This is a genomic window from Flavobacterium cupriresistens, assembly GCF_020911925.1.
Taxonomy (GTDB): domain Bacteria; phylum Bacteroidota; class Bacteroidia; order Flavobacteriales; family Flavobacteriaceae; genus Flavobacterium; species Flavobacterium cupriresistens.
This window is the reverse complement of sequence record NZ_CP087134.1, coordinates 1,986,866-2,006,598: the sequence shown is the minus strand read 5'-3', so window position 1 is coordinate 2,006,598 and position 19,733 is coordinate 1,986,866. Positions and strand designations below refer to the sequence as shown.

Sequence of the window (19,733 nt, the reverse complement as noted above, 5' to 3'; positions counted from 1 at the left end):
GATTTAAGAAAATAAAGAATGTTGAATACACCTCTAAAGTATGTTTCATTTTATAAAATGAAACCAATCTTTCAGAATTTCTTTTTGCCTAATCATTTCGTTTTCCCTGAATCCAATTCATTAATTAGAAGCTCCATATTCAATGTCCTGCCCGACGATCTGTAATTGATTTCTATTGTATTGATTTCCGCCAATTTCTTCTCGATTAATAAATTGTAATCTTTAAAACTTTCCTGACTAGCTTTCACACGCTGTTTTTTCTTATCGAAATATTTCAAAACTTCAGACAAATGCAACGAGATTCTTTTCTGAATGTTACTCAAAAAACAACTGTATGTATAACGCACCTGTTCCGTCCGACCTAACGTAATCGTCTTTTATCTTTATTTTATAGGATAACTGCCCACTCATAAATCATGGGCAGTTTGTTGGGCAGTAAATCCCATTATACACGTAAGCAATGTTATTCGGCATAGCTCTAAATTACTAAAGGCGACCAGATTATGACAAACATCATAATCTGGTCGCCCAGTTAAATTCTATTTAGTGACCACGGAGGGGTTCGAACCCCCAACCCTCAGAGCCGAAATCTGATATTCTATCCAGTTGAACTACGTGGTCAAAAAAAAAAAAATCATTTTTTGAAATTCCAAATTCCAATTGGAATTTTTATTTTGGAATTTGGAATTTAAAAAATTTGGAATTTAAAATTACACGAGTAATTTTTTAACGATTGCTGAGATTGTTTTTCCTTCGGCAGTTCCGCCTAATTGTGCAGAAGCTAATCCCATAACTTTCCCCATAGATGCAATTCCTGCAGCTCCGGTTTCAGCGATAATTTTAGCTACTACAGCTTCTACTTCTTCTTCACTTAATTGTGCCGGTAAGAATTTTTCGATTACAGCTACTTGTGCTAATTCAGGCTCAGCCAAATCAGGACGGTTTTGTTCTGTAAAAATTCTAGCACTTTCTTTACGAGTTTTAACTAATCTCTGAAGTAATTTTACTTCATCGTCAGCTGTTAATTCTTCTTTAGAACCTGATGCAGTTGCAGCCAATAACATTTCAGATTTAATGGCTCTTAATGCTTCTAATGCTACGGTATCTTTTGCTCTCATGGCCGTTTTGATCTCGTCCATGATTTGTACTTGTAAACTCATCTTATTTTTTTATTTGAATAAGCAATGCTTATTAAATTGATATTATGCTTGATAATCTATTCATGACTTGTATACTTTTATAACTTATGTCAGGCTGAGCGAAGTCGAAGCCCTCTACATTATAATCAACCTTTGACTTTGCTCAGGATGATGATATTCATTTTATAAACTACTTTTAAAAGTCAAATTTCTAAATTCTGTGCGAAGATAAAAAAAATAACCCGAAAATTAAATCCAATTTTCGGGTTATCCTATTTATTGTGAATATAAAATTAATCTACGTTGTCGTGCAAGAATGAATTATTCGAACGCAACTGCAAATCATTATTACTATCTGTACCAACAGAAATCCTCGAATTCGTTGTATTTGATTGTGTATTTGAAAGATCGATACCTAATCTTTTATAAGCAGGCTCTTTTTCAAGTTCATCAATTCTAGAAACATTATTATGGAATTTATAATTAAATTCTTTTAGTTTCTTTCTTCTTTCTTCGGCTCTCAGACGCAAAGTCTCTTCGATTGTTAATTCCATCGGAGAAACGGAGTCTGTTGTTGTGAAAGCTTGCTCCTGAGCAAAATCAACTCTTGGTTTCAGCGTGATATTCAACTCTTCAGGAACTACATCTTCTACTACTTTTTGAACTGCTTTAGAAGCCGTCAAATCGTTTTCCATCTCCATGTATTCTTCTAGAGAATATTTGATGATTCCATTATCTGAAAGTTCGGTTACCGGAACAAATTGCACCGGCTCGGTAACTTTCATATTACGGGCTTCGTTTGTTAATTCAAACAAAATCTTATTATCTTCTACAACCGCTTCTTTTCTCACTTCCGGCTCTGCTCTGAAAAGAGGCAAGTCGAATGAAAAAGTAGTTTGTTCTTCTTTCTCAATAACTCTTTGCTGAACCGGTTTTATTTCCTGAAAAGCCTGAACTTCGGGAACAGAAATCGTAAAATCGATGTCTGTAATTGGCGAAACGATTTCGAAAGTTACATCCAGATTTTTGATAAACTCTGACATTACCACCAATTCTTCCTGATTGATTGCCGGAGCTACCGGAGCCACTGCAACCGGTGTAGGCAATACGGGAGCAACCGTATCTTCCATCAGATCAAAAACAATTTTCTCTTCTATTTTAGCTGTAACTGTTTCTGCATTTACATCAAATGAAGTAAGTGGTTTATTCGTTAAATTATGAACACTTCTTTGCTCATCTTCTAACGTATGAATGATTTTTTTAGGTTCTGTATTTACAATTTCATTTTGTTGTTCCACATCAAAACCAGTCGCAATGATTGTAACGGCAATAGCCTCACCAAGAGTTTCGTCTTCACCAACTCCCATGATAATATTGGCATTAAATCCTGCTTCTGCCTGGATGTGATCATTGATTTCTCCAATCTCATCAAGTGTAATCTCATCTGATCCAGAAACGATAAGCAACAATACGTTTTTGGCACCTGTAATTTTGTTGTCATTTAACAACGGAGAATCCAATGCTGAAATAATGGCATCTTTTGCTCTGTTTTCCCCTTCGGCAACAGAAGATCCCATGATAGCTGTTCCACTGTTTGACAAAACAGTTTTAGCATCACGTAAATCGATATTTTGAGTATAGTGGTGCGTAATTACTTCAGCAATACCTCTTGAGGCTGTTGCCAAAACTTCATCCGCTTTAGAGAATCCGGCTTTGAAACCAAGATTTCCGTACACTTCTCTTAACTTATTATTATTAATTACAATTAACGAATCGACCTGCTTACGCAATTTTTCGATTCCTAAAAGCGCTTGCTCCTGGCGCACTTTTCCTTCAAATTGAAAAGGAATCGTTACGATACCAACAGTCAAAATTTCTCTTTCTTTTGCTAATTGTGCAATTACCGGAGCAGCTCCTGTGCCCGTTCCTCCACCCATACCGGCAGTGATAAATACCATCTTAGTACCACGCTCTAACACTTTTTCAATGTCGGAAATACTTTCAATAGCAGATTGTTGCCCTACGTCAGGATTTGCTCCTGCCCCAAGACCTTCTGTTAAATTTACCCCTAACTGGATTTTAGTTGGTACAGCACTATTTTGAAGTGCTTGTGAGTCTGTATTACAAACGATAAAATCTACCCCTTTAATACCTTGCTTAAACATGTGGTTTATAGCATTACTTCCGCCTCCACCTACACCTATTACTTTGATTACATTTGACTGATTTTTTGGTAAATCAAATGAAATACTTCCAAATTCTGAGTTGCTCATCATCTTTTTGGTTTTGAAATTCTTATTAAATACATTTTTTACTTCTTGACTTGGGGCAAAAAGTAATTCCTCTTCTTTTTACTACTCTGCGTTGTCTAAAAAATCTTTGATTTTATCGACATATCGGTCAAAAAATGATCTTCTTATTTTTGTCTCCGTAGACTCTTCTTTACTTACGTTGTTCCTGATCTCTCTTGGCTCATCAAAAGTCTCTGCTCTTTCAACGTAATTTTCTTCTACTTCGTATCGTTGTTGTACCTGCTGTTGCATTTGTTGTTGTGCCTGAGGAACAACATTTCTGTAAACTACTTTTGGCTGCTCGTTAACAAACTCCATTCTAACAGCACTTTGTGTACTATTTTCAATGCTGTTCATTACCAAACCTACCGCAGTTGCAAACAATGGACTTGAAATTTCTTCTCCTGAATTTCCTGCCAAATGTTCATTAGGATATCCGATTCTGGTATCCATTCCGGTAATGTACTCTACTAATTGCTTGATGTGTTTTAGTTGAGCTCCACCACCTGTAAGAACAATTCCTGCGATTAACTTCTTGCGAGGATCTTCGTGTCCGTATGCTTTGATTTCTGCGAAAACCTGTTCTACAATTTCCACCACACGGGCATGGATGATTTTAGATAAGTTTTTAAGCGAAATCTCTTTTGGCTCTCTGCCTCTTAAACCCGGAATAGAAACAATTTCATTGTCTTTATTTTCTCCCGGCCAGGCTGATCCGAATTTTATTTTTAAAAGCTCTGCTTGTTTTTCGATAATAGAACAACCTTCTTTGATGTCTTCTGTAATTACATTTCCTCCAAAAGGAATTACAGCGGTATGACGAATAATTCCGTCTTTAAAAATCGCTAAATCTGTTGTTCCGCCACCAATATCAATAAGGGCTACACCTGCTTCTTTTTCTTCCTGACTTAAAACGGCATCTGCAGAAGCTAATGGTTCTAAAGTCAATCCTGATAATTCTATTCCTGAACTCTGAATACATCTGCCTACGTTTCTGATTGAAGATGCCTGTCCCACCACTACGTGAAAACTGGATTCTAATCTTCCGCCATACATTCCGATTGGCTCTTTGATTTCAGACTGTCCGTCAATTTTAAATTCTTGTGGCAAAACATGAATGATTTCTTCTCCCGGTAACATGGCCAATTTGTTAACCTGATCGATCAAAAGTTGAATATCATTTTCGCCAATTACTTCTTCCGGATTGTTACGGCTGATGTAATCTGTATGTTGAATACTTCTGATGTGTTGTCCGGCAATACCCACAACGACATCTTTAATTTTATAACCTGAATTATTCTCTGCTTCGACTATTGCTTGCTGAATAGACTGAATGGTTTGCGTAATGTTGTTTACTACACCTCTCGCAACCCCCAGACTTTTGGATTTTCCAATCCCCAAAATTTCCAGTTTACCATACTCGTTCTTCTTGCCTATCATGGCAACTATCTTTGTCGTTCCAATATCTAGACCTACTGCAATGTTATCTTTTTCCATTTTCTATTATTTTGTGCAAACTACTTGTTCCGTAAACCTAAGGTCAATCTTTGTGTATTTGTATAACGAACTATCTAAAACTGCTTTTTGAAAAAAGGCTTTATAGTTTCTGAATTTTTTATCAACATTCATCGTTCTGCCAAAATCGATGAAGTAATTATAATTTCTATTAAACATTTTTAAGCTACCATTAGGCATAATTTGTATTGCAATGATGTTTTTTTTCAAAAACGCATCGTCATAAATTGTGCGAAATAGGGTAGCTAAATCTTCGTTATTTTTTTCATTTATTGCCCCGGAAACAAGCGGAACTCGCGCCGTAAAATTGTCAGACAAGGGCATTTTATTCCCCTCATAGTCAATATAAAAAGACCTATCACCATCGTAAATACGGGCAATCGGGGTCTTCTGTTTTACGGTCGCTTTTAGAACCCCGTCGATACTTACAAAAACATCTGACTTCTCAATCATGTCTTGCGCATCAAGGGTTTTCTCAATCTTATTCAAATCTAGTTCATCTTTTCGGATACTGGAAGCATCTTTTTTATTTTCTATCAACAATTTATTAACCGTCTCAGGCTTCACAAAAAGCGTATTTTCTCCTACAAAAACAACCGTAGATTTTCTTAAATTTCTATTCCCATTCCGATGCTGAGCGAACGAATACAAAAAAAGTACCAGCCCAAAAATGAGAATTAACCGAATATTTATCCAATTAAATAGTTTCATTTAGCATTTTTTTGATTGATGGAACCATTTCACCAATATCTCCAGCTCCTATTGTTACAATTATTGGCGCATCACTGGCTTTGATTGACGCTAATAAATCATTTTTTGCAACAATTCTTTTGTTCGAATTCGTCATTTTTCCCAACAACCATTCTGACGTAACTCCCTCCATAGGAAGCTCTCTGGCCGGGTAAATATCCATCAATAACACTTCATCAAAAGCCGACAAACTTTCGGCAAATCCATCCGCAAAATCTTTGGTTCTGCTGAATAAATGGGGCTGAAAAATCGCCAATACTTTACGACCGGGATACAACTCCCTAACGGCCTGATGCACTGCATTTATCTCCGTTGGATGATGTGCATAATCGTCTATATAAACCAGTTCGTCTGTTTTGATCTGATATGAAAAACGCCTTCTGATTCCGTTGAATGAGCCAATGGCTCTTGCAATGGAGTCGGTCGGGGTGCCAAAGGTTTTAGCCATTGCAATAGCCATCAATCCATTCATTAAATTGTGTTTTCCCGGCAATCCAAAACGCAGGTCTTTCATTGTTTCAGTTGGTGTTTGCACATCAAAAACATAACTGGCATTTTCTATACGAACATTAAACGCCTTATATACCGCCTCTTCATTTATAGCACATTGAACGCCTTCAAGAGGTAATTCTTTGGTTATAAAGAGATTATTTTTATTTTCCACTTTAGAAGCAAATTCTACAAAAGAAGCTTCGATAGCCTCACTTGTCCCGTAAATATCCAGGTGATCCGCATCCATTGAAGTCACACAAGCGATATCCGGGTGCAAATGCAAAAACGATCTGTCAAATTCATCCGCTTCTACTACCGTTACTGTCTTTCCGTTTCCAATTAAATTCGAGTTGTAGTTTTCCACAATTCCACCCACAAAAGCCGTAACATCAGCACCGCTTTCGTATAAAATATGTCCTAAAATACTTGATGTTGTTGTTTTTCCATGCGTTCCTGCAACAGCAAAACAAAAAGTATCTTTGGTAATAATTCCTAAAACTTCAGCACGTTTTTTAATCACATACTGTCTTTCTGTAAAATAATTCCATTCTGCGTGTGATTTGGGTACCGCCGGTGTAAAAATCACCAACGTATTCTCTACATAATAATCACTCGGAATCAAATTGATATTATCCTCAAAATGAATGTCAATACCACTTTCAATCAACTCATTCGTTAGCATTGATGGCGTTTTATCGTAACCTGAAACCTGTTTCCCGATGTATTTGAAATAGCGGGCCAGGGCACTCATTCCGATGCCTCCAATACCTATAAAATAAACGTTTTGTATTTGATTTAAATTCATTTTAATTCTGCTTTAAGCTTTAGGTTATATGCCTTTAGCTCGATTTTATTATTTGATTAACTTTACGATTTCTGCCACAATATGCTGCGTTGCTTTTGGCATTGCCAATCGTTTTATATTTACACTCAATTGTTTTTGTTTTCCTTCGTCTTTCAATAAAGCTTCAAAAACAATACTAAACTGACTGTCCAATTCTGATTCTTTCAACAAAATAGCGCCTTTAGCCTCTACTATTGCCTGCGCATTTTTAGTCTGATGATCTTCTGCTACATTGGGTGACGGAATAAAAATTACCGGTTTCCCGACAATACACAATTCCGAAACTGATGATGCTCCTGCTCTTGAAATAATCACATCGGCCGCAGCATAGACAAAATCCATTCTTTCAATAAAATCAACCACTTTTACATTGGGCTGATTGTACTTTTTATAGTCTTCGAAGTATAATTTCCCACATTGCCAGATCACCTGAACGCCCTGCGAAAGCATACTTTCTAATTCTTTTTCAATTAACTGATTGACTCTTCTGGCTCCCAGACTTCCGCCTAAAACCAACAGTGTCTTTTTGTTCGGATCTAAACCATAGAAAGCAATCGCTTCGTCTCTCTTACTATGAATATCAATTAAATCCTGACGAACCGGGTTTCCCGTCAGCACAATTTTTTCTTTAGGAAAAAAGCGTTCCAAATTTTCATAGGCCACACAAATTGCACTCGCTTTTTTACTCAATAATTTATTGGTAATCCCGGGAAATGAATTCTGCTCCTGAATCACGGTTGGAATCCCAGCCGAACCCGCCGCCTGCAATAAAGGTCCACTGGCAAAACCTCCGGTGCCTATTACAACATTTGGTTTGAACTTTTTAATTATCTTTCTTGACTCTAGCAAACTTGTTGCCAATTTTAAAGGAAACATCATATTTTGTAATGTTAACTTTCGTTGTAATCCGGCAATCCAAAGTCCTTTTATTTTGTAACCAGCCTGAGGCACTTTTTGCATTTCCATTTTGTCTTTAGCTCCAACAAAAAGAAATTCAGCATCAGGAAATTGTAACTTTAACTCGTTTGCAATCGCAATTGCAGGATAAATATGTCCTCCAGTCCCACCACCACTTAGTATGAATTTATACTTTGTCATATTTTTTAAAAGTTACAACGTTTTAAAAACTATTCTTTTAATTATTTTATCTGTTTAATACTGCATTCATTGGATTTTTAGAATTGTCTTCTATCGAATACATTGGCTCTTCGCGATACATTTCTTCACTTTCCTCATTAGCCAAATTTTCCTCTGCCAATTGTTTATCTATTAACCTTTGCAAGGCTACTTTTCTTCTTTCTTTTTCTTCCTGAACTTCAGCAATTTCTTCCTCTTTCTTTGTTACACTGATAATAATTCCAAGAGAGAAACACGTCATCCAGATCGAACTACCTCCACTACTAATCAACGGAAGTGTTTGTCCTGTCACAGGTAATAATTCAACCGCTACCGCCATATTGATCATCGCCTGAAATATCATCGGAAAACCGAGCCCGACGACGACTAATTTCCCAAATAGGGTAGTCGCTTTATGTGAGGCGATCACAAATCGGAACAACAGCAACAAGTACAAAACCAATATGGAAACTCCGCCCACCAAACCGTATTCTTCTACAACAATTGCATAAATAAAATCGGAAGAAGATTGTGGCAAAAAGTTTTTCTGAACACTTTTACCGGGGCCTAAACCGCCTAATCTTCCGGATGCAATTGCGATTTTTGCTTTCTCAATCTGATAGTCATCTTCATCGGGTTTGTCTGTCGTAAAGTTTTCGATACGACTTCCCCATGTACCTACTCTGCTAAAGAATCTTGAATCCGGAAATGCTTTCGCAATCAAAAGGAAAAACAACAACATCGCAATCCCCGAACCTATAATAAAGGCAATATATTTAATTGGATATTTACCAATGAAAGTCAACATAATTACCATTGAAAAAATCAACGCTGTCGTCGAAAAGTTGGCTGGTAAAATCAAGGCTAACGTAATAAAAACCGGAATCCATAATTGCACAAACGAAACCTGAAAAGGCTCTCCTTCTTCCTTGGTTTTAGACAAATAACGCGCTACATATATAAACAATACGATAGAGGCTAATGTTGATGTCTGAAACGTAATTCCGATAAACGGCACCTGAATCCAACGACTTGCATTGGCACCGGCAATAACCGTTCCTTTCAACAAGGTATAAAGCAATAAAATCCAAACTACCGGAAGCGCTATCTTAGAAATCGCTCTGAAATAATGATACGGTACTCGGTGCACCCAATAGATAATCAAGAATCCGATGCAAATGTGCGCCAAGTGTTTTACCAAATACCCCAACGTATTTCCAGTTCCATGACCAATATACGCCAGATTACTACTTGCACTAAAAACAGGCATAAACGAAAACAGCGCCAATAAAGCCACGAATGACCATATTACTCTGTCTCCTTTTAATTTGTTAACTAGTTCTTTCATAATCAAAATTTTGTTTAACGTTTTTTTGTTTCAGGTTTCAGGTTTCAGGTTTCTCGTTTCAGAACTTGAAACGTGAAACCTGAAACTTTAAACTTTTACAGGTTATGGACGGCTTGCTTAAACTGCTTCCCTCTGTCTTCGTAGCTTTCGAATAAATCGAAACTTGCGCAAGCCGGAGATAATAAAACAGCATCCCCTTTTTCTGTTAGGCGTTGGGCTGTTTTTACGGCATCGTTCATGTTGTTTACTTCTACCATGATATCCACCACATTACCAAACGCTTCTATTATTTTTCTATTGTCAATACCTAAACAGATAATTGCTTTTACTTTCTCACGAACCAATGACATCAATTCGTTATAATCGTTTCCTTTATCAACTCCACCAACAATCCATACCGTTGGAATATTCATACTGTCTAAAGCAAAAAAAGTAGCGTTTACATTTGTTGCTTTTGAATCGTTGATATATTGAACGTTTTGAATTTTCAATACTTTTTCTAAACGGTGTTCAACACCTTGAAAATTAGATAAACTTTCGCGAATCGTTGCATTTCTGATTTGCATCAATTTCGCTACAGAGCTTGCTGCCATTGCGTTTTTCATGTTATGTTTTCCTTCTAACGCAATGTGTTCGGTCTCCATTGTAAACTCTTCTTGGTTAATCTTTATTTCCATTTTGTTGTTGTTTATAGAAGCTCCTTCGTCCACTTTTTTAGTCAATGAAAAAGGAATTAATTTTGCTTTTGTTGTATTGTTCTTTAACCATTCTGCAATTGCCTCGTCGTCTGCATCGTAAATGAGATAATCACTTTCAGTTTGGTTCATTGTTATTCGAAACTTCGAATTGATATAATTTTCATACTTATATTCGTAGCGGTCTAAATGATCGGGACTAATATTTGTAATTATGGCTATATCCGGCCTGTAATCTATAATTCCATCCAGCTGAAAACTACTTAATTCGAGCACATAGGCATCAAACTTATTTTCGGCTACCTGCCAGGCAAAGCTTTTTCCGATGTTACCGCCCAAACCAACATTTAAACCAGCTGATTTTAACAGGTGATGGGTTAACATTGTCGTGGTTGTCTTTCCGTTACTTCCGGTGATCCCAATTGTTAAGGCTTCTGTAAAAGGTTTTGCAAACTCGATTTCCGAAATTACCTTAACTCCTGCTTCGATAAGCTTTTTTACTATCGGTGATTTCTCAGGAATTCCGGGGCTTTTCATGACCACATCGGCATTCAAAATCAGGTTTTCGGTATGTTTCTCCTCTTCCCAGGCAATTCCGTTAATGACAAGAACTTCTTTGTAACTTTCCTTAATCTTTCCGAAATCGGATACAAAAACCTCATATCCTTTTTTCTTACCCAGAATAGCGGTACCTACACCACTTTCTCCTCCACCTAAAACTACTAGTCTCATATGCTGTACAATTAAAAATTGTAAATTAAAAATTAAAAAATCTTCTAAAATCTCAACTTTTAATCGATTTACTATTTTCCTTTTAAGGTTATTATAATTTTCGCCAGTATTCTACAAATTTCATCCGCTTCAGCATAAATACTCTCAAATTCATTTACAGAGATATAATCTGTTGCTTTTAATAATTTTAACCAATAAATTGTTTCTCTTGCTTCTTTATATGAAATTTCAAGCTTAAACAGAAACTCTTTATCTGAACGTCCTCCAATTGATTCTTCAACATTTGCTCCAATCGAAGTGCCACATCTTAAAATTTGTTTACTTAAAACAAATTCCTTTTTTACTGCAGTCAGATGCTTGTACAAGTTGATAATTCGTACTGCAAAAAGAAATTATTTATCCTGAATAACATTTTCTTTCATCCTCAACAACTACATCAATTTTTAATTTTTAATTCTCAATTTTTAATTTAAAATCTATCTTAGTTTTAAAGTAACGATTGATAATATGGCTAACATGATGGCAACAATCCAGAATCGGGTTACAATTTTACTTTCATGATATCCTTTCTTCTGATAGTGATGATGTAAAGGCGACATCAGGAAAATCCTGCGACCTTCACCGAAACGCTTTTTGGTAAACTTAAAATAACTCACTTGTAAAACCACTGAGAAATTCTCTACCAAAAAGATTCCGCACAATAAAGGAATCAGTAATTCTTTGCGAACTGCGATGGCCAAAACAGCAATGATTCCACCAATCGTTAAACTTCCTGTATCTCCCATAAAAACAGAGGCGGGGTACGAATTGTACCAAAGAAATCCGATCAACGCTCCTACAAAAGCAGAAATAAAAACCGTCATTTCTCCCGAATTGGGGATATACATTATATTGAGATAATTTGAAAAAATTATATTTCCCGAAACAAACGTAAATATTCCGAGAGCGAGCACCGAAATCGCTGACGTTCCCGCGGCGAGCCCATCTATTCCATCCGTCAGATTCGCACCATTGGAAACGGCTGTGATAATAAAAATAACTACCGGAATAAAAATCAACCAAGCCCATTTTTCATATCCTTCCCCTGTCCACGCTAAAAGTTCTGCATAATCAAACTCATTATTTTTAACGAAAGGAATGGTGGTTGCCGTTGATTTTTCTTCTACCGGTGTTGGTAAAACTACTGTCGTACCTGCAGTCTTGTAAATGTCCGTTCTTCCGGTATCCGTGCGTACTGTTACGGCAGGATTGAAATACAAAACCGCTCCTACAATAACTCCTAAACCTACCTGACCAATAACTTTAAAAATTCCTTTAAGACCTTGTTTGTCTTTTTTGAATATTTTGATATAATCATCCACAAAACCAATTGTCCCCATCCAAAGAGTTGTTACAATAAGCAATACGATGTAAATATTATGCAAACGTGCAAATAACAAAACCGGAACAAGTGTTGCAAAAATGATAATAAGTCCCCCCATTGTCGGAGTTCCCGCTTTTTCATTCTGACCTGCAAGACCTAACTCACGAACGGTTTCTCCCACTTGCTGATTGCGTAAAAAGTTAATAATTCTTTTTCCGTAAATCGTCGACAAAAGCAATGAAAGCATCAATGCCAAAGCCGATCTGAAAGTGATGTACTGAAAAACTCCCGTTCCCGGTATATCTAACGTTTTGTCTAAATATTCAAATAAATAGTATAACATATCTTTTATTTTAAAATTCAATTTTTAAAATTCCAAATTCCAATAATGGTCTTTTCGAATCCTGAAACTGATTATTATTTGTTTAGTTGACCCAAAATTTCTTTTACAGTTTCCATATCGTCAAAATGATGACGTACCCCATTTATCTCCTGATAGGTTTCATGCCCTTTTCCTGCAATCAGAATAATATCGTTTGGCTGTGCCAATTGACAAGCGGTTTTAATAGCTTGCTTACGATCTGTAATCCTTAATATTTTTTTATAATTATGACCGTCAACTCCTTGTTCCATTTCATCCAAAATCACTTCCGGATCTTCATTTCTTGGATTATCTGATGTTAAAATTGCTTTGTCACTAAGATCTGCAGCAATTTTAGCCATAATAGGTCTCTTTGTTTTGTCTCTGTTTCCGCCACAACCCACAACTGTTATTAGCTGTTCGTTTTTAGTACGGATATCATCAATCGTTTTTAAAACATTTTCCAAAGCATCCGGCGTATGTGCGTAATCTACCACTGCCGTAATATTCGTTTCAGAAACGATGTACTGAAAACGACCCGAAACACTCTCTAAATCAGACAGTAAGCGTAACGCCTCAAGGCTATCCATACCCAATTCAACAGCCGTTCCGTAAATCGCTAAAACATTGTAGGCATTAAAAGTTCCGATTAGCTTTACCCAAACTTCATTGTCGTTTACTTTTAACAGCAAACCGGACAATTGACTTTCTAAAATCTGTGCTTTAAAATCAGCATAAGACTTCAAGGCATAAGTCAACTTTCTCGCCACTGTATTTTGCAACATTACAGCTCCGTTTTTATCGTCAATGTTAGACAATGCGAAAGCTGATTTTGGCAACGAATCAAAAAACGATTTTTTCACATCTCTGTATTCTGCGAAAGTCGGATGATAATCTAAATGATCGTGTGACAAATTGGTAAAAATCCCGCCCACAAAATGCAATGCTTCTGTTCGTTTTTGATGAATCCCATGTGAACTCACTTCCATAAAACAATGTGTCACTCCTGCTTCTGCCATTTCATTCAAATAATGATTAATGGTAATAGAATCCGGAGTGGTATGTGTTGCTTTATATTCTGTTTGATCAACCATGATTTTTACAGTTGACAATAGACCTACTTTAAAACCTGCTTTTTCAAACAATTGAAACAATAAGGAAGCAATCGTTGTTTTTCCATTTGTACCGGTTACCCCTACTAATTTTAACTTCTCAGAAGGATCTCCGAAATAATTAGCCGCCATAAAAGCCAACGCAGTATTAGTGTCAGCTACTTTTATATAGGTAATTCCTTTTTGAAGTTGCTCCGGTAATTCGTCACAAATAATTGCAATAGCACCTAATTCAATCGCTTTTTCAATAAAGTCATGCCCATTAGACAACGATCCGCGAATCGCTACAAAAACATCGTTTTGTTCTATTTTTCTGGAATCAAACTCAATTTTATGTATAGCAATTTCGGTCGAACCTGTTACGGACTCGATCGCTACTTTATATAATATGTCTTTCAGTATTTTCACGATAATTCTAATACTATTGTTTCGTTTTTACTAATATTTTGTCCAGCCTGCAAAGACTGTTTTTTTACTTTCCCTACTCCATTAACCTTTACTTTCAAACCCAGGTTTTCTAACAAGGCAATGGCATCCATTCCCGGCATTCCTTTTAAATCAGGAATCTGTTTTACTTTCTTCTCTGCTTTTGCGTAATACTCATTATAACTGTTATCCTGTTTTGGAATTCTGGAATCCAGTTTTTTGATTTTATTTGTTGAAGGGGCATCTGTAAATATTTTTTGGGCGATTCGTTTAAAAACCGGCCCTGCTACATCTGCTCCGTAATAATTATTTTTTGCTGTATTGGGTTTATGAACGACCACTATACAAGAATATTTAGGGTGATCAGCCGGAAAATAACCCACAAAAGAAGACGCATAATACATTCCCTCTTTTCCTGCTTTACCATAATTGACCTGAACCGTTCCTGTTTTACCAGCCATCGAAAAATCTTTGGAGTACAACTTAGCTCCTGTTCCCCTTTTTACCACATTAAGCATTACTGCTTTTAGCTTCTTAACCGTTTCCTCAGAGCATACTTTTGGATTTATAACTTCAACATCAAATTTTTTGATCGTTTTGTTCCATTCTTTAATTTCGGAAACAAACTGTGGTTTTACCATTACACCATTATTCGCTACTGAATTGTAAAATGTCAAAGTTTGCATAGGCGTAACCGAAACACTATATCCAAAAGCCATCCACGGAAGTGAAACTCCTGACCAATTTTTGTCTCCGGGATGCGGAATAATTGCTCTTCCTTCTCCTTTAAAATGCAATCCTAATGTTTTATGCAATCCGAAATTTTTAATATGATCCACAAATTTCGACGGATTGTTTTTGTAATTGTCATAAACTGCCTGAACCATTACCGTGTTGGATGAAACCTCAAATCCTCTGGCCAGCGAAATTTTCCCGTAACCTCCTCTATGAGAATCACGAACGGCACGACCGTAATATCTGATTTCTCCGCCATGAGTATCGTAAACCGTACTTGTATCGGCTACTTTATCTTCTAAAATCGCCATTAAATCGACCAGTTTAAAAGTAGAACCCGGCTCATGAGACTCTGCTATAGCATAATTGGTCGTTTCATAATACGATCCATCTTCTCCTCTTCCTAAATTGGAAATTGCTTTTACATGCCCCGTTTCAGTTTCCATAACCACAACACAACCGTGATCTGCTTCATAAGTCTCTAACTGTTTCAACAAAGCATGGTGCGCGATATCCTGAATAAAAACATCAATTGTCGAGATTACATCAAAACCGTCCTGAGGATCCACTTCGTTGACATCACGAATAGGTTTCCACTGTCCTTTTGCAATTTTTTGTTTTAAAATTTTACCGTCTTTTCCGTTCAGGTAACTTTTAAAGGCCCACTCAATTCCTTTACCCACTTCTATTCCAGTTGCCGGATCTATTCTGTCGTAACCAATTGTTCTTTCTGCAATTTTCCCGATTGGATGTTTTCTCACAGTTTCCTGCTCAATAATAATCCCTCCTTTGAAAGCTCCTAAATTGAATAATGGAAAACCTTTTATTTTTACATATTCGGTATAACTCAAATTTCGGGCAACCAAATAATAACGGTTTTTATTGGTTCTCGCTTTTCTTAATTCTTTTTCAAAATAGCTGCCGGATTTCCCTAAAACGGTTACTAATGAATCTGATAATGCTTTTACATACTTTTCAAAAGTTTCTGTCTTTGGTGTTTTGGCATCAAATCTAATCTCGTAATTAGGAACTGAGGTCGCCAGCAAACTTCCGTCTGCCGAATAAATATTTCCTTTATTGGCCGGAATTACAAAATTCCTAACGGTACGCTGCTTTGCTAACTTTCTGTAATAATCTCCCTCAACCCATTGAATATTGGTTAATTTAACGACAATAGCAATCGCCATCAAAAAGATGAAAACTGCTACGAGGTAAATTCTGTAGGATATATGTTTATCGTCTACTGCCATATTCTTTTAAGGAAACTTTTTTCTTCTTCTTTTTCGACTTCTATTTTCACAGGAGGAACGGTTGATGGGAAAATTTGCTTCTCGAGCATTTTATCCGATATCGTTGACTCCATTTTCAACTTCATTAGTTCTGAACGTCGATCTACAAATTCGGATCGCAATTCTTTTGCATCGTTACTGAGCTTCGCAATCTCAAAAACCTTTTGTTCGTATCGCTGCGTATTCGCAATCATTATTATGGCAAGCAGTATAATAAAAACGATGAATCTCCAGTTTTTTACTGCATCATCATTTAAAAGAAACCTTGCTTTTAATATGCTAAATACTCCACCTTTCATCTTACCTTATTATTATACCTTTTCAGCAATTCTTAATTTTGCGCTTCTTGCTCTGTTATTTATTTTAATTTCAGCATCATCAGGAACAATCAATTTGCCGATTGTTTTAAACGGAACAGAAAAATTTCCGTAAAAATCACGTTCCGGTTCTCCCTCAAACATTCCGTTTTTGATAAATCTTTTTACCAATCTGTCTTCTAAGGAGTGATACGATATTACTGAGAATCTTCCACCCGGATTTAAAATTTCTAACGATTGCTCGATAAACTCTTTCAAAACATCCATTTCCTGGTTGACCTCAATACGAATCGCCTGATACATTTGTGCCAAAATCTTATGACTCTTATGTGCCGGTAGAAATCTGCCTAAAACAAATTTCAATTGTTCTGTATTTTTAATCGGCTCTATTTCTCTTGCTTCAAGAATAGTTCTTGCAATTGCGGGTGCATTTTTCAATTCACCGTAATCATAAAAAACACGACGCAAGTCCTGTTCATCATATTCGTTTACCACTCGATAAGCATTCAAGTCATTCTTCTGACTCATTCTCATATCCAGTTCAGCATCAAAACGAGTTGAGAAACCTCTTTCCGCAACATCAAACTGATGGGACGAAACTCCTAAATCGGCCAAAATTCCATCTACTCCTTTAACACCATGAAAACGCAAAAACCTTTTTATAAATCTAAAGTTCTCATTAATTAAGGTAAACCTTTCGTCCGGCAATGCATTTGCAAGCGCATCTTCATCCTGATCGAAAGCAAATAATTTTCCGTTCGGCCCGAGTCTTTTCAAAATTTCTTTTGAATGACCACCGCCACCAAACGTAACATCCACATAAATGCCATCAGGTTTAATATTTAAACCATCAACTGTTGGATGAAGCAAAACCGGATTATGATATTCCATTGTCGTCGTCATTAATATTACCCATTACTTCTTCGGCCAGATCTGCAAAATCCATATCTTCGCCGCTTATTGATTTTTCGTATAAATCCTTGTCCCAAATCTCCACTATATTAACCGCCGATGAGAATACAACATCTTTAGAAATACTTGAAAAAGCTACCAAATCTTTTGGAACCAGTAACCTCCCCAATGCGTCAATTTCTACCACTTTAACTCCTGCAGTAAATCTTCTGATGAAATCATTGTTCTTTTTTACGAAACGATTCAACTTGTTGATTTTTTGCATCATCAAGTTCCACTCTTCCATCGGATACAACTCTAAACACGGTTGAAAAACAGAGCGCTTCAAGACAAACCCGTCCTGAAGGGAAGAAGCCAACTGCTTTTTCAAAGGTGCAGGCATCATTAGCCTCCCTTTAGCATCGACTTTACACTCATATGTTCCTACGATTGTGTTCAAAGAAATACTCACTATAGTTATACAGCAAAAATATAAAAAAAAATACCACATTCTACCACTTTGTACCACTTTGTTAATAAGTTTACCCACTTTCACCCCCTTACGCTTAATCACTACACAATCAATACTTTATATATAAAATATCTAACTGACATTATTGTTTAACAATTACAAAAAATACATAGTCTTTATCTTAAAAAACTAACTATTATGCAAAGATTTCAGAATTTGGCTACTACCCCAAAACCACCCCTAAAAGCTGGTAATTAGCCACTTAATAATTCGACAAAAATTATCTAGTTAAAAAAGGCTGGCAAAAATCCATATTTATTTATTTAACCCTATATTTGTCCAAATTGAAATTGGCATTAAATTAAATGGACAAAAACTACAAAAAAGAAGGCAAGTACAGCTATTATGAAGCTGGAGAAGGAACTCCTATCGTTATTTTACATGGTTTAATGGGGGGCCTAAGTAACTTTGATGCTGTAGCGCAATATTTTCCAACAAAAGGATACAAAGTTGTTATCCCTGATTTGCCAATATACACGCAGAGTATTTTAAAAACCAACGTAAAGAGCTTTGCGAAATACGTAAAAGACTTTATCACTTTTAAGGGTTTTGAAGAAGTTATCCTGTTAGGTAATTCACTTGGAGGACATATCGCTCTTTACCACACCAAATTATATCCTGAAAAGGTTAAAGGACTTGTAATCACCGGAAGCTCTGGGCTTTATGAAAGTGCCATGGGTGACAGTTACCCAAAAAGAGGTGACTACGAATACATCAAAAAGAAAGCTGAAGATGTATTTTACGATCCAAAAATAGCTACTCCGGAATTAATTGATGAAGTGTATGCTACGGTAAACGACCGCATCAAATTGATCAAAACACTTACCATTGCCAAAAGCGCCATTCGTCATAACATGGCAAAAGATTTACCAAAAATGACTACGGAAACCTGTATCATCTGGGGTAAAAACGATGCTGTAACCCCTCCAAATGTGGCCGAAGAATTTGACAAATTATTGCCTAATTCAACCTTGTATTGGATAGACAAATGTGGACATGCAGCTATGATGGAACATCCTCAGGAATTCAACACGCTTCTTGAAGATTGGCTTGTGAAAAAGAATTTATAGCACTCAACTTTCGACTTAAAAGAGGTTTTAAAACCAAACAACATGAAAATTAATACCGCCGAATTTATTGTCAGTAATTCTGATGTTACAAAATGTCCTCAGGATTTTTTGCCGGAATACGCTTTTATCGGCAGATCAAACGTTGGTAAATCATCCTTGATTAACATGATTACCAATCATAAAAACTTAGCCAAGACATCCGGAAGACCTGGAAAAACACAATTAATTAATCACTTTAAGATTAATAACAATTGGTTCCTTGTCGATTTACCAGGTTATGGTTACGCTAAAGTATCTAAGAAAACGAAATCGGTTTTTCAGCAATTTATTACGGATTACTTTGAAACAAGAGAACAATTGGTTTGTGCCTTTGTTTTGATTGATATTCGTCACGAAGCTCAAAAAATTGATATTGAGTTTATGTCGTATATGGGTGAAAGCGAAATTCCGTTTTGCATCATCTTCACCAAGGCCGACAAAATCAGTAAAGTAAAAATTGACTCTCACGTTGCTGCTTACAAAAAACAAATGTTCGCCAACAACTGGGCCGAAATGCCACAATATTTCGTAACCTCCTCTACAGAATCGATCGGAAAAGAAGAACTCTTATCTTACATAGACGAAGTAAATCAGGAAGTATTCAAAAACAACTCGGGTTTTTAAAAAAAACTAAATTCCAATAAAAAAAATTCCAAATTCCAAATCCCAAATTCCA

Annotated in this window: 18 protein-coding genes and 1 tRNA gene; 2 read left to right on the top strand and 17 right to left on the bottom strand. The window is 36.3% G+C overall.

Annotation, left to right across the window (positions count from 1 at the left end; translation table 11 throughout):
* Positions 1 to 92 precede the first annotated feature (92 nt).
* From LNP23_RS08950 to LNP23_RS08870, 17 genes are all read right to left on the bottom strand, one after another.
* A complete protein-coding gene (locus tag LNP23_RS08950) occupies positions 93 to 323 on the bottom strand; it encodes a hypothetical protein (RefSeq protein WP_230004618.1) in 231 nt (76 codons plus the stop codon).
* 224 nt (positions 324 to 547) lie between these two features.
* Positions 548 to 621: transfer RNA gene (locus tag LNP23_RS08945), tRNA-Arg, on the bottom strand.
* 89 nt (positions 622 to 710) lie between these two features.
* Positions 711 to 1,160 carry a GatB/YqeY domain-containing protein gene (locus LNP23_RS08940; RefSeq protein WP_230004617.1) on the bottom strand — a complete coding sequence of 150 codons (450 nt, stop codon included), beginning with the start codon at positions 1,158 to 1,160 and terminating at the stop codon, positions 711 to 713.
* Between the two features lie 272 nt (positions 1,161 to 1,432).
* Complete coding sequence (gene ftsZ / locus LNP23_RS08935) at positions 1,433 to 3,415, bottom strand: cell division protein FtsZ (RefSeq protein WP_047778392.1); 1,983 nt, start codon at positions 3,413 to 3,415, stop codon at positions 1,433 to 1,435.
* Between the two features lie 78 nt (positions 3,416 to 3,493).
* Complete coding sequence (gene ftsA, locus LNP23_RS08930) at positions 3,494 to 4,927, bottom strand: cell division protein FtsA (protein WP_230004616.1); 1,434 nt, start codon at positions 4,925 to 4,927, stop codon at positions 3,494 to 3,496.
* A gap of 6 nt (positions 4,928 to 4,933) precedes the next feature.
* The gene (locus LNP23_RS08925; RefSeq protein WP_230004615.1) at positions 4,934 to 5,656 is read right to left on the bottom strand and encodes a cell division protein FtsQ/DivIB; all 723 of its coding nucleotides are present in this window, start codon (positions 5,654 to 5,656) and stop codon (positions 4,934 to 4,936) included.
* Entirely contained in the window at positions 5,643 to 6,992 is a 1,350-nt protein-coding gene (gene murC, locus LNP23_RS08920) for a UDP-N-acetylmuramate--L-alanine ligase (RefSeq protein WP_047778389.1), read from the bottom strand. Before murC ends, LNP23_RS08925 begins: the two co-directional genes overlap by 14 nt.
* A 48-nt stretch (positions 6,993 to 7,040) precedes the next feature.
* A complete protein-coding gene (gene murG, locus LNP23_RS08915) occupies positions 7,041 to 8,129 on the bottom strand; it encodes an undecaprenyldiphospho-muramoylpentapeptide beta-N-acetylglucosaminyltransferase (protein WP_230004614.1) in 1,089 nt (362 codons plus the stop codon).
* A gap of 46 nt (positions 8,130 to 8,175) precedes the next feature.
* Positions 8,176 to 9,495: an FtsW/RodA/SpoVE family cell cycle protein gene (locus LNP23_RS08910; RefSeq protein WP_047778387.1), complete on the bottom strand. Its 1,320-nt coding sequence runs from the start codon at positions 9,493 to 9,495 to the stop codon at positions 8,176 to 8,178.
* A gap of 95 nt (positions 9,496 to 9,590) precedes the next feature.
* On the bottom strand, positions 9,591 to 10,922 hold the full coding sequence (murD, locus tag LNP23_RS08905) for a UDP-N-acetylmuramoyl-L-alanine--D-glutamate ligase (protein WP_047778385.1): 1,332 nt from the start codon (positions 10,920 to 10,922) through the stop codon (positions 9,591 to 9,593).
* 71 nt (positions 10,923 to 10,993) lie between these two features.
* Complete coding sequence (locus LNP23_RS08900) at positions 10,994 to 11,296, bottom strand: four helix bundle protein (protein WP_230005147.1); 303 nt, start codon at positions 11,294 to 11,296, stop codon at positions 10,994 to 10,996.
* Positions 11,297 to 11,398: 102 nt separating this feature from the next.
* On the bottom strand, positions 11,399 to 12,628 hold the full coding sequence (gene mraY / locus LNP23_RS08895; protein ID WP_047778383.1) for a phospho-N-acetylmuramoyl-pentapeptide-transferase: 1,230 nt from the start codon (positions 12,626 to 12,628) through the stop codon (positions 11,399 to 11,401).
* Between the two features lie 74 nt (positions 12,629 to 12,702).
* The gene (locus LNP23_RS08890) at positions 12,703 to 14,166 is read right to left on the bottom strand and encodes a UDP-N-acetylmuramoyl-L-alanyl-D-glutamate--2,6-diaminopimelate ligase (RefSeq protein ID WP_230004613.1); all 1,464 of its coding nucleotides are present in this window, start codon (positions 14,164 to 14,166) and stop codon (positions 12,703 to 12,705) included.
* Positions 14,163 to 16,169, bottom strand: coding sequence for a penicillin-binding protein (locus LNP23_RS08885; RefSeq protein ID WP_047778381.1), 2,007 nt, complete (start codon positions 16,167 to 16,169; stop codon positions 14,163 to 14,165). Before LNP23_RS08885 ends, LNP23_RS08890 begins: the two co-directional genes overlap by 4 nt.
* Positions 16,160 to 16,507: an FtsL-like putative cell division protein gene (locus LNP23_RS08880; RefSeq protein ID WP_047778380.1), complete on the bottom strand. Its 348-nt coding sequence runs from the start codon at positions 16,505 to 16,507 to the stop codon at positions 16,160 to 16,162. Before LNP23_RS08880 ends, LNP23_RS08885 begins: the two co-directional genes overlap by 10 nt.
* Positions 16,508 to 16,519: 12 nt before the next feature.
* Positions 16,520 to 17,428, bottom strand: coding sequence for a 16S rRNA (cytosine(1402)-N(4))-methyltransferase RsmH (gene rsmH, locus LNP23_RS08875; protein WP_205625364.1), 909 nt, complete (start codon positions 17,426 to 17,428; stop codon positions 16,520 to 16,522).
* The gene (locus LNP23_RS08870) at positions 17,403 to 17,876 is read right to left on the bottom strand and encodes a division/cell wall cluster transcriptional repressor MraZ (protein ID WP_047778421.1); all 474 of its coding nucleotides are present in this window, start codon (positions 17,874 to 17,876) and stop codon (positions 17,403 to 17,405) included. The genes rsmH and LNP23_RS08870 overlap by 26 nt, the downstream gene beginning before the upstream one ends.
* A 377-nt stretch (positions 17,877 to 18,253) precedes the next feature.
* Between LNP23_RS08870 and LNP23_RS08865 the strand changes: the two genes are divergently transcribed.
* Positions 18,254 to 19,018, top strand: a complete 765-nt coding sequence (locus LNP23_RS08865; RefSeq protein WP_047778379.1) for an alpha/beta fold hydrolase — start codon at positions 18,254 to 18,256, stop codon at positions 19,016 to 19,018.
* Positions 19,019 to 19,060: 42 nt separating this feature from the next.
* A complete protein-coding gene (gene yihA / locus LNP23_RS08860; protein ID WP_047778378.1) occupies positions 19,061 to 19,681 on the top strand; it encodes a ribosome biogenesis GTP-binding protein YihA/YsxC in 621 nt (206 codons plus the stop codon).
* Positions 19,682 to 19,733: the final 52 nt, after the last annotated feature.

Excerpts from the sequence above, each read along its gene's own strand:
- rsmH (WP_205625364.1), bottom strand. The coding sequence starts at position 17,428 with ATGACGACGACAATGGAATATCATAATCCGGTTTTGCTTCATCCAACA.
- LNP23_RS08880 (WP_047778380.1), bottom strand. The coding sequence starts at position 16,507 with ATGAAAGGTGGAGTATTTAGCATATTAAAAGCAAGGTTTCTTTTAAAT.
- yihA (WP_047778378.1), top strand. The coding sequence starts at position 19,061 with ATGAAAATTAATACCGCCGAATTTATTGTCAGTAATTCTGATGTTACA.
- murG (WP_230004614.1), bottom strand. The coding sequence starts at position 8,129 with ATGACAAAGTATAAATTCATACTAAGTGGTGGTGGGACTGGAGGACAT.
- murD (WP_047778385.1), bottom strand. The coding sequence starts at position 10,922 with ATGAGACTAGTAGTTTTAGGTGGAGGAGAAAGTGGTGTAGGTACCGCT.
- LNP23_RS08925 (WP_230004615.1), bottom strand. The coding sequence starts at position 5,656 with ATGAAACTATTTAATTGGATAAATATTCGGTTAATTCTCATTTTTGGG.
- mraY (WP_047778383.1), bottom strand. The coding sequence starts at position 12,628 with ATGTTATACTATTTATTTGAATATTTAGACAAAACGTTAGATATACCG.
- ftsZ (WP_047778392.1), bottom strand. The coding sequence starts at position 3,415 with ATGATGAGCAACTCAGAATTTGGAAGTATTTCATTTGATTTACCAAAA.
- LNP23_RS08865 (WP_047778379.1), top strand. The coding sequence starts at position 18,254 with ATGGACAAAAACTACAAAAAAGAAGGCAAGTACAGCTATTATGAAGCT.
- LNP23_RS08940 (WP_230004617.1), bottom strand. The coding sequence starts at position 1,160 with ATGAGTTTACAAGTACAAATCATGGACGAGATCAAAACGGCCATGAGA.
- LNP23_RS08885 (WP_047778381.1), bottom strand. The coding sequence starts at position 16,169 with ATGGCAGTAGACGATAAACATATATCCTACAGAATTTACCTCGTAGCA.
- ftsA (WP_230004616.1), bottom strand. The coding sequence starts at position 4,927 with ATGGAAAAAGATAACATTGCAGTAGGTCTAGATATTGGAACGACAAAG.
- murC (WP_047778389.1), bottom strand. The coding sequence starts at position 6,992 with ATGAATTTAAATCAAATACAAAACGTTTATTTTATAGGTATTGGAGGC.
- LNP23_RS08910 (WP_047778387.1), bottom strand. The coding sequence starts at position 9,495 with ATGAAAGAACTAGTTAACAAATTAAAAGGAGACAGAGTAATATGGTCA.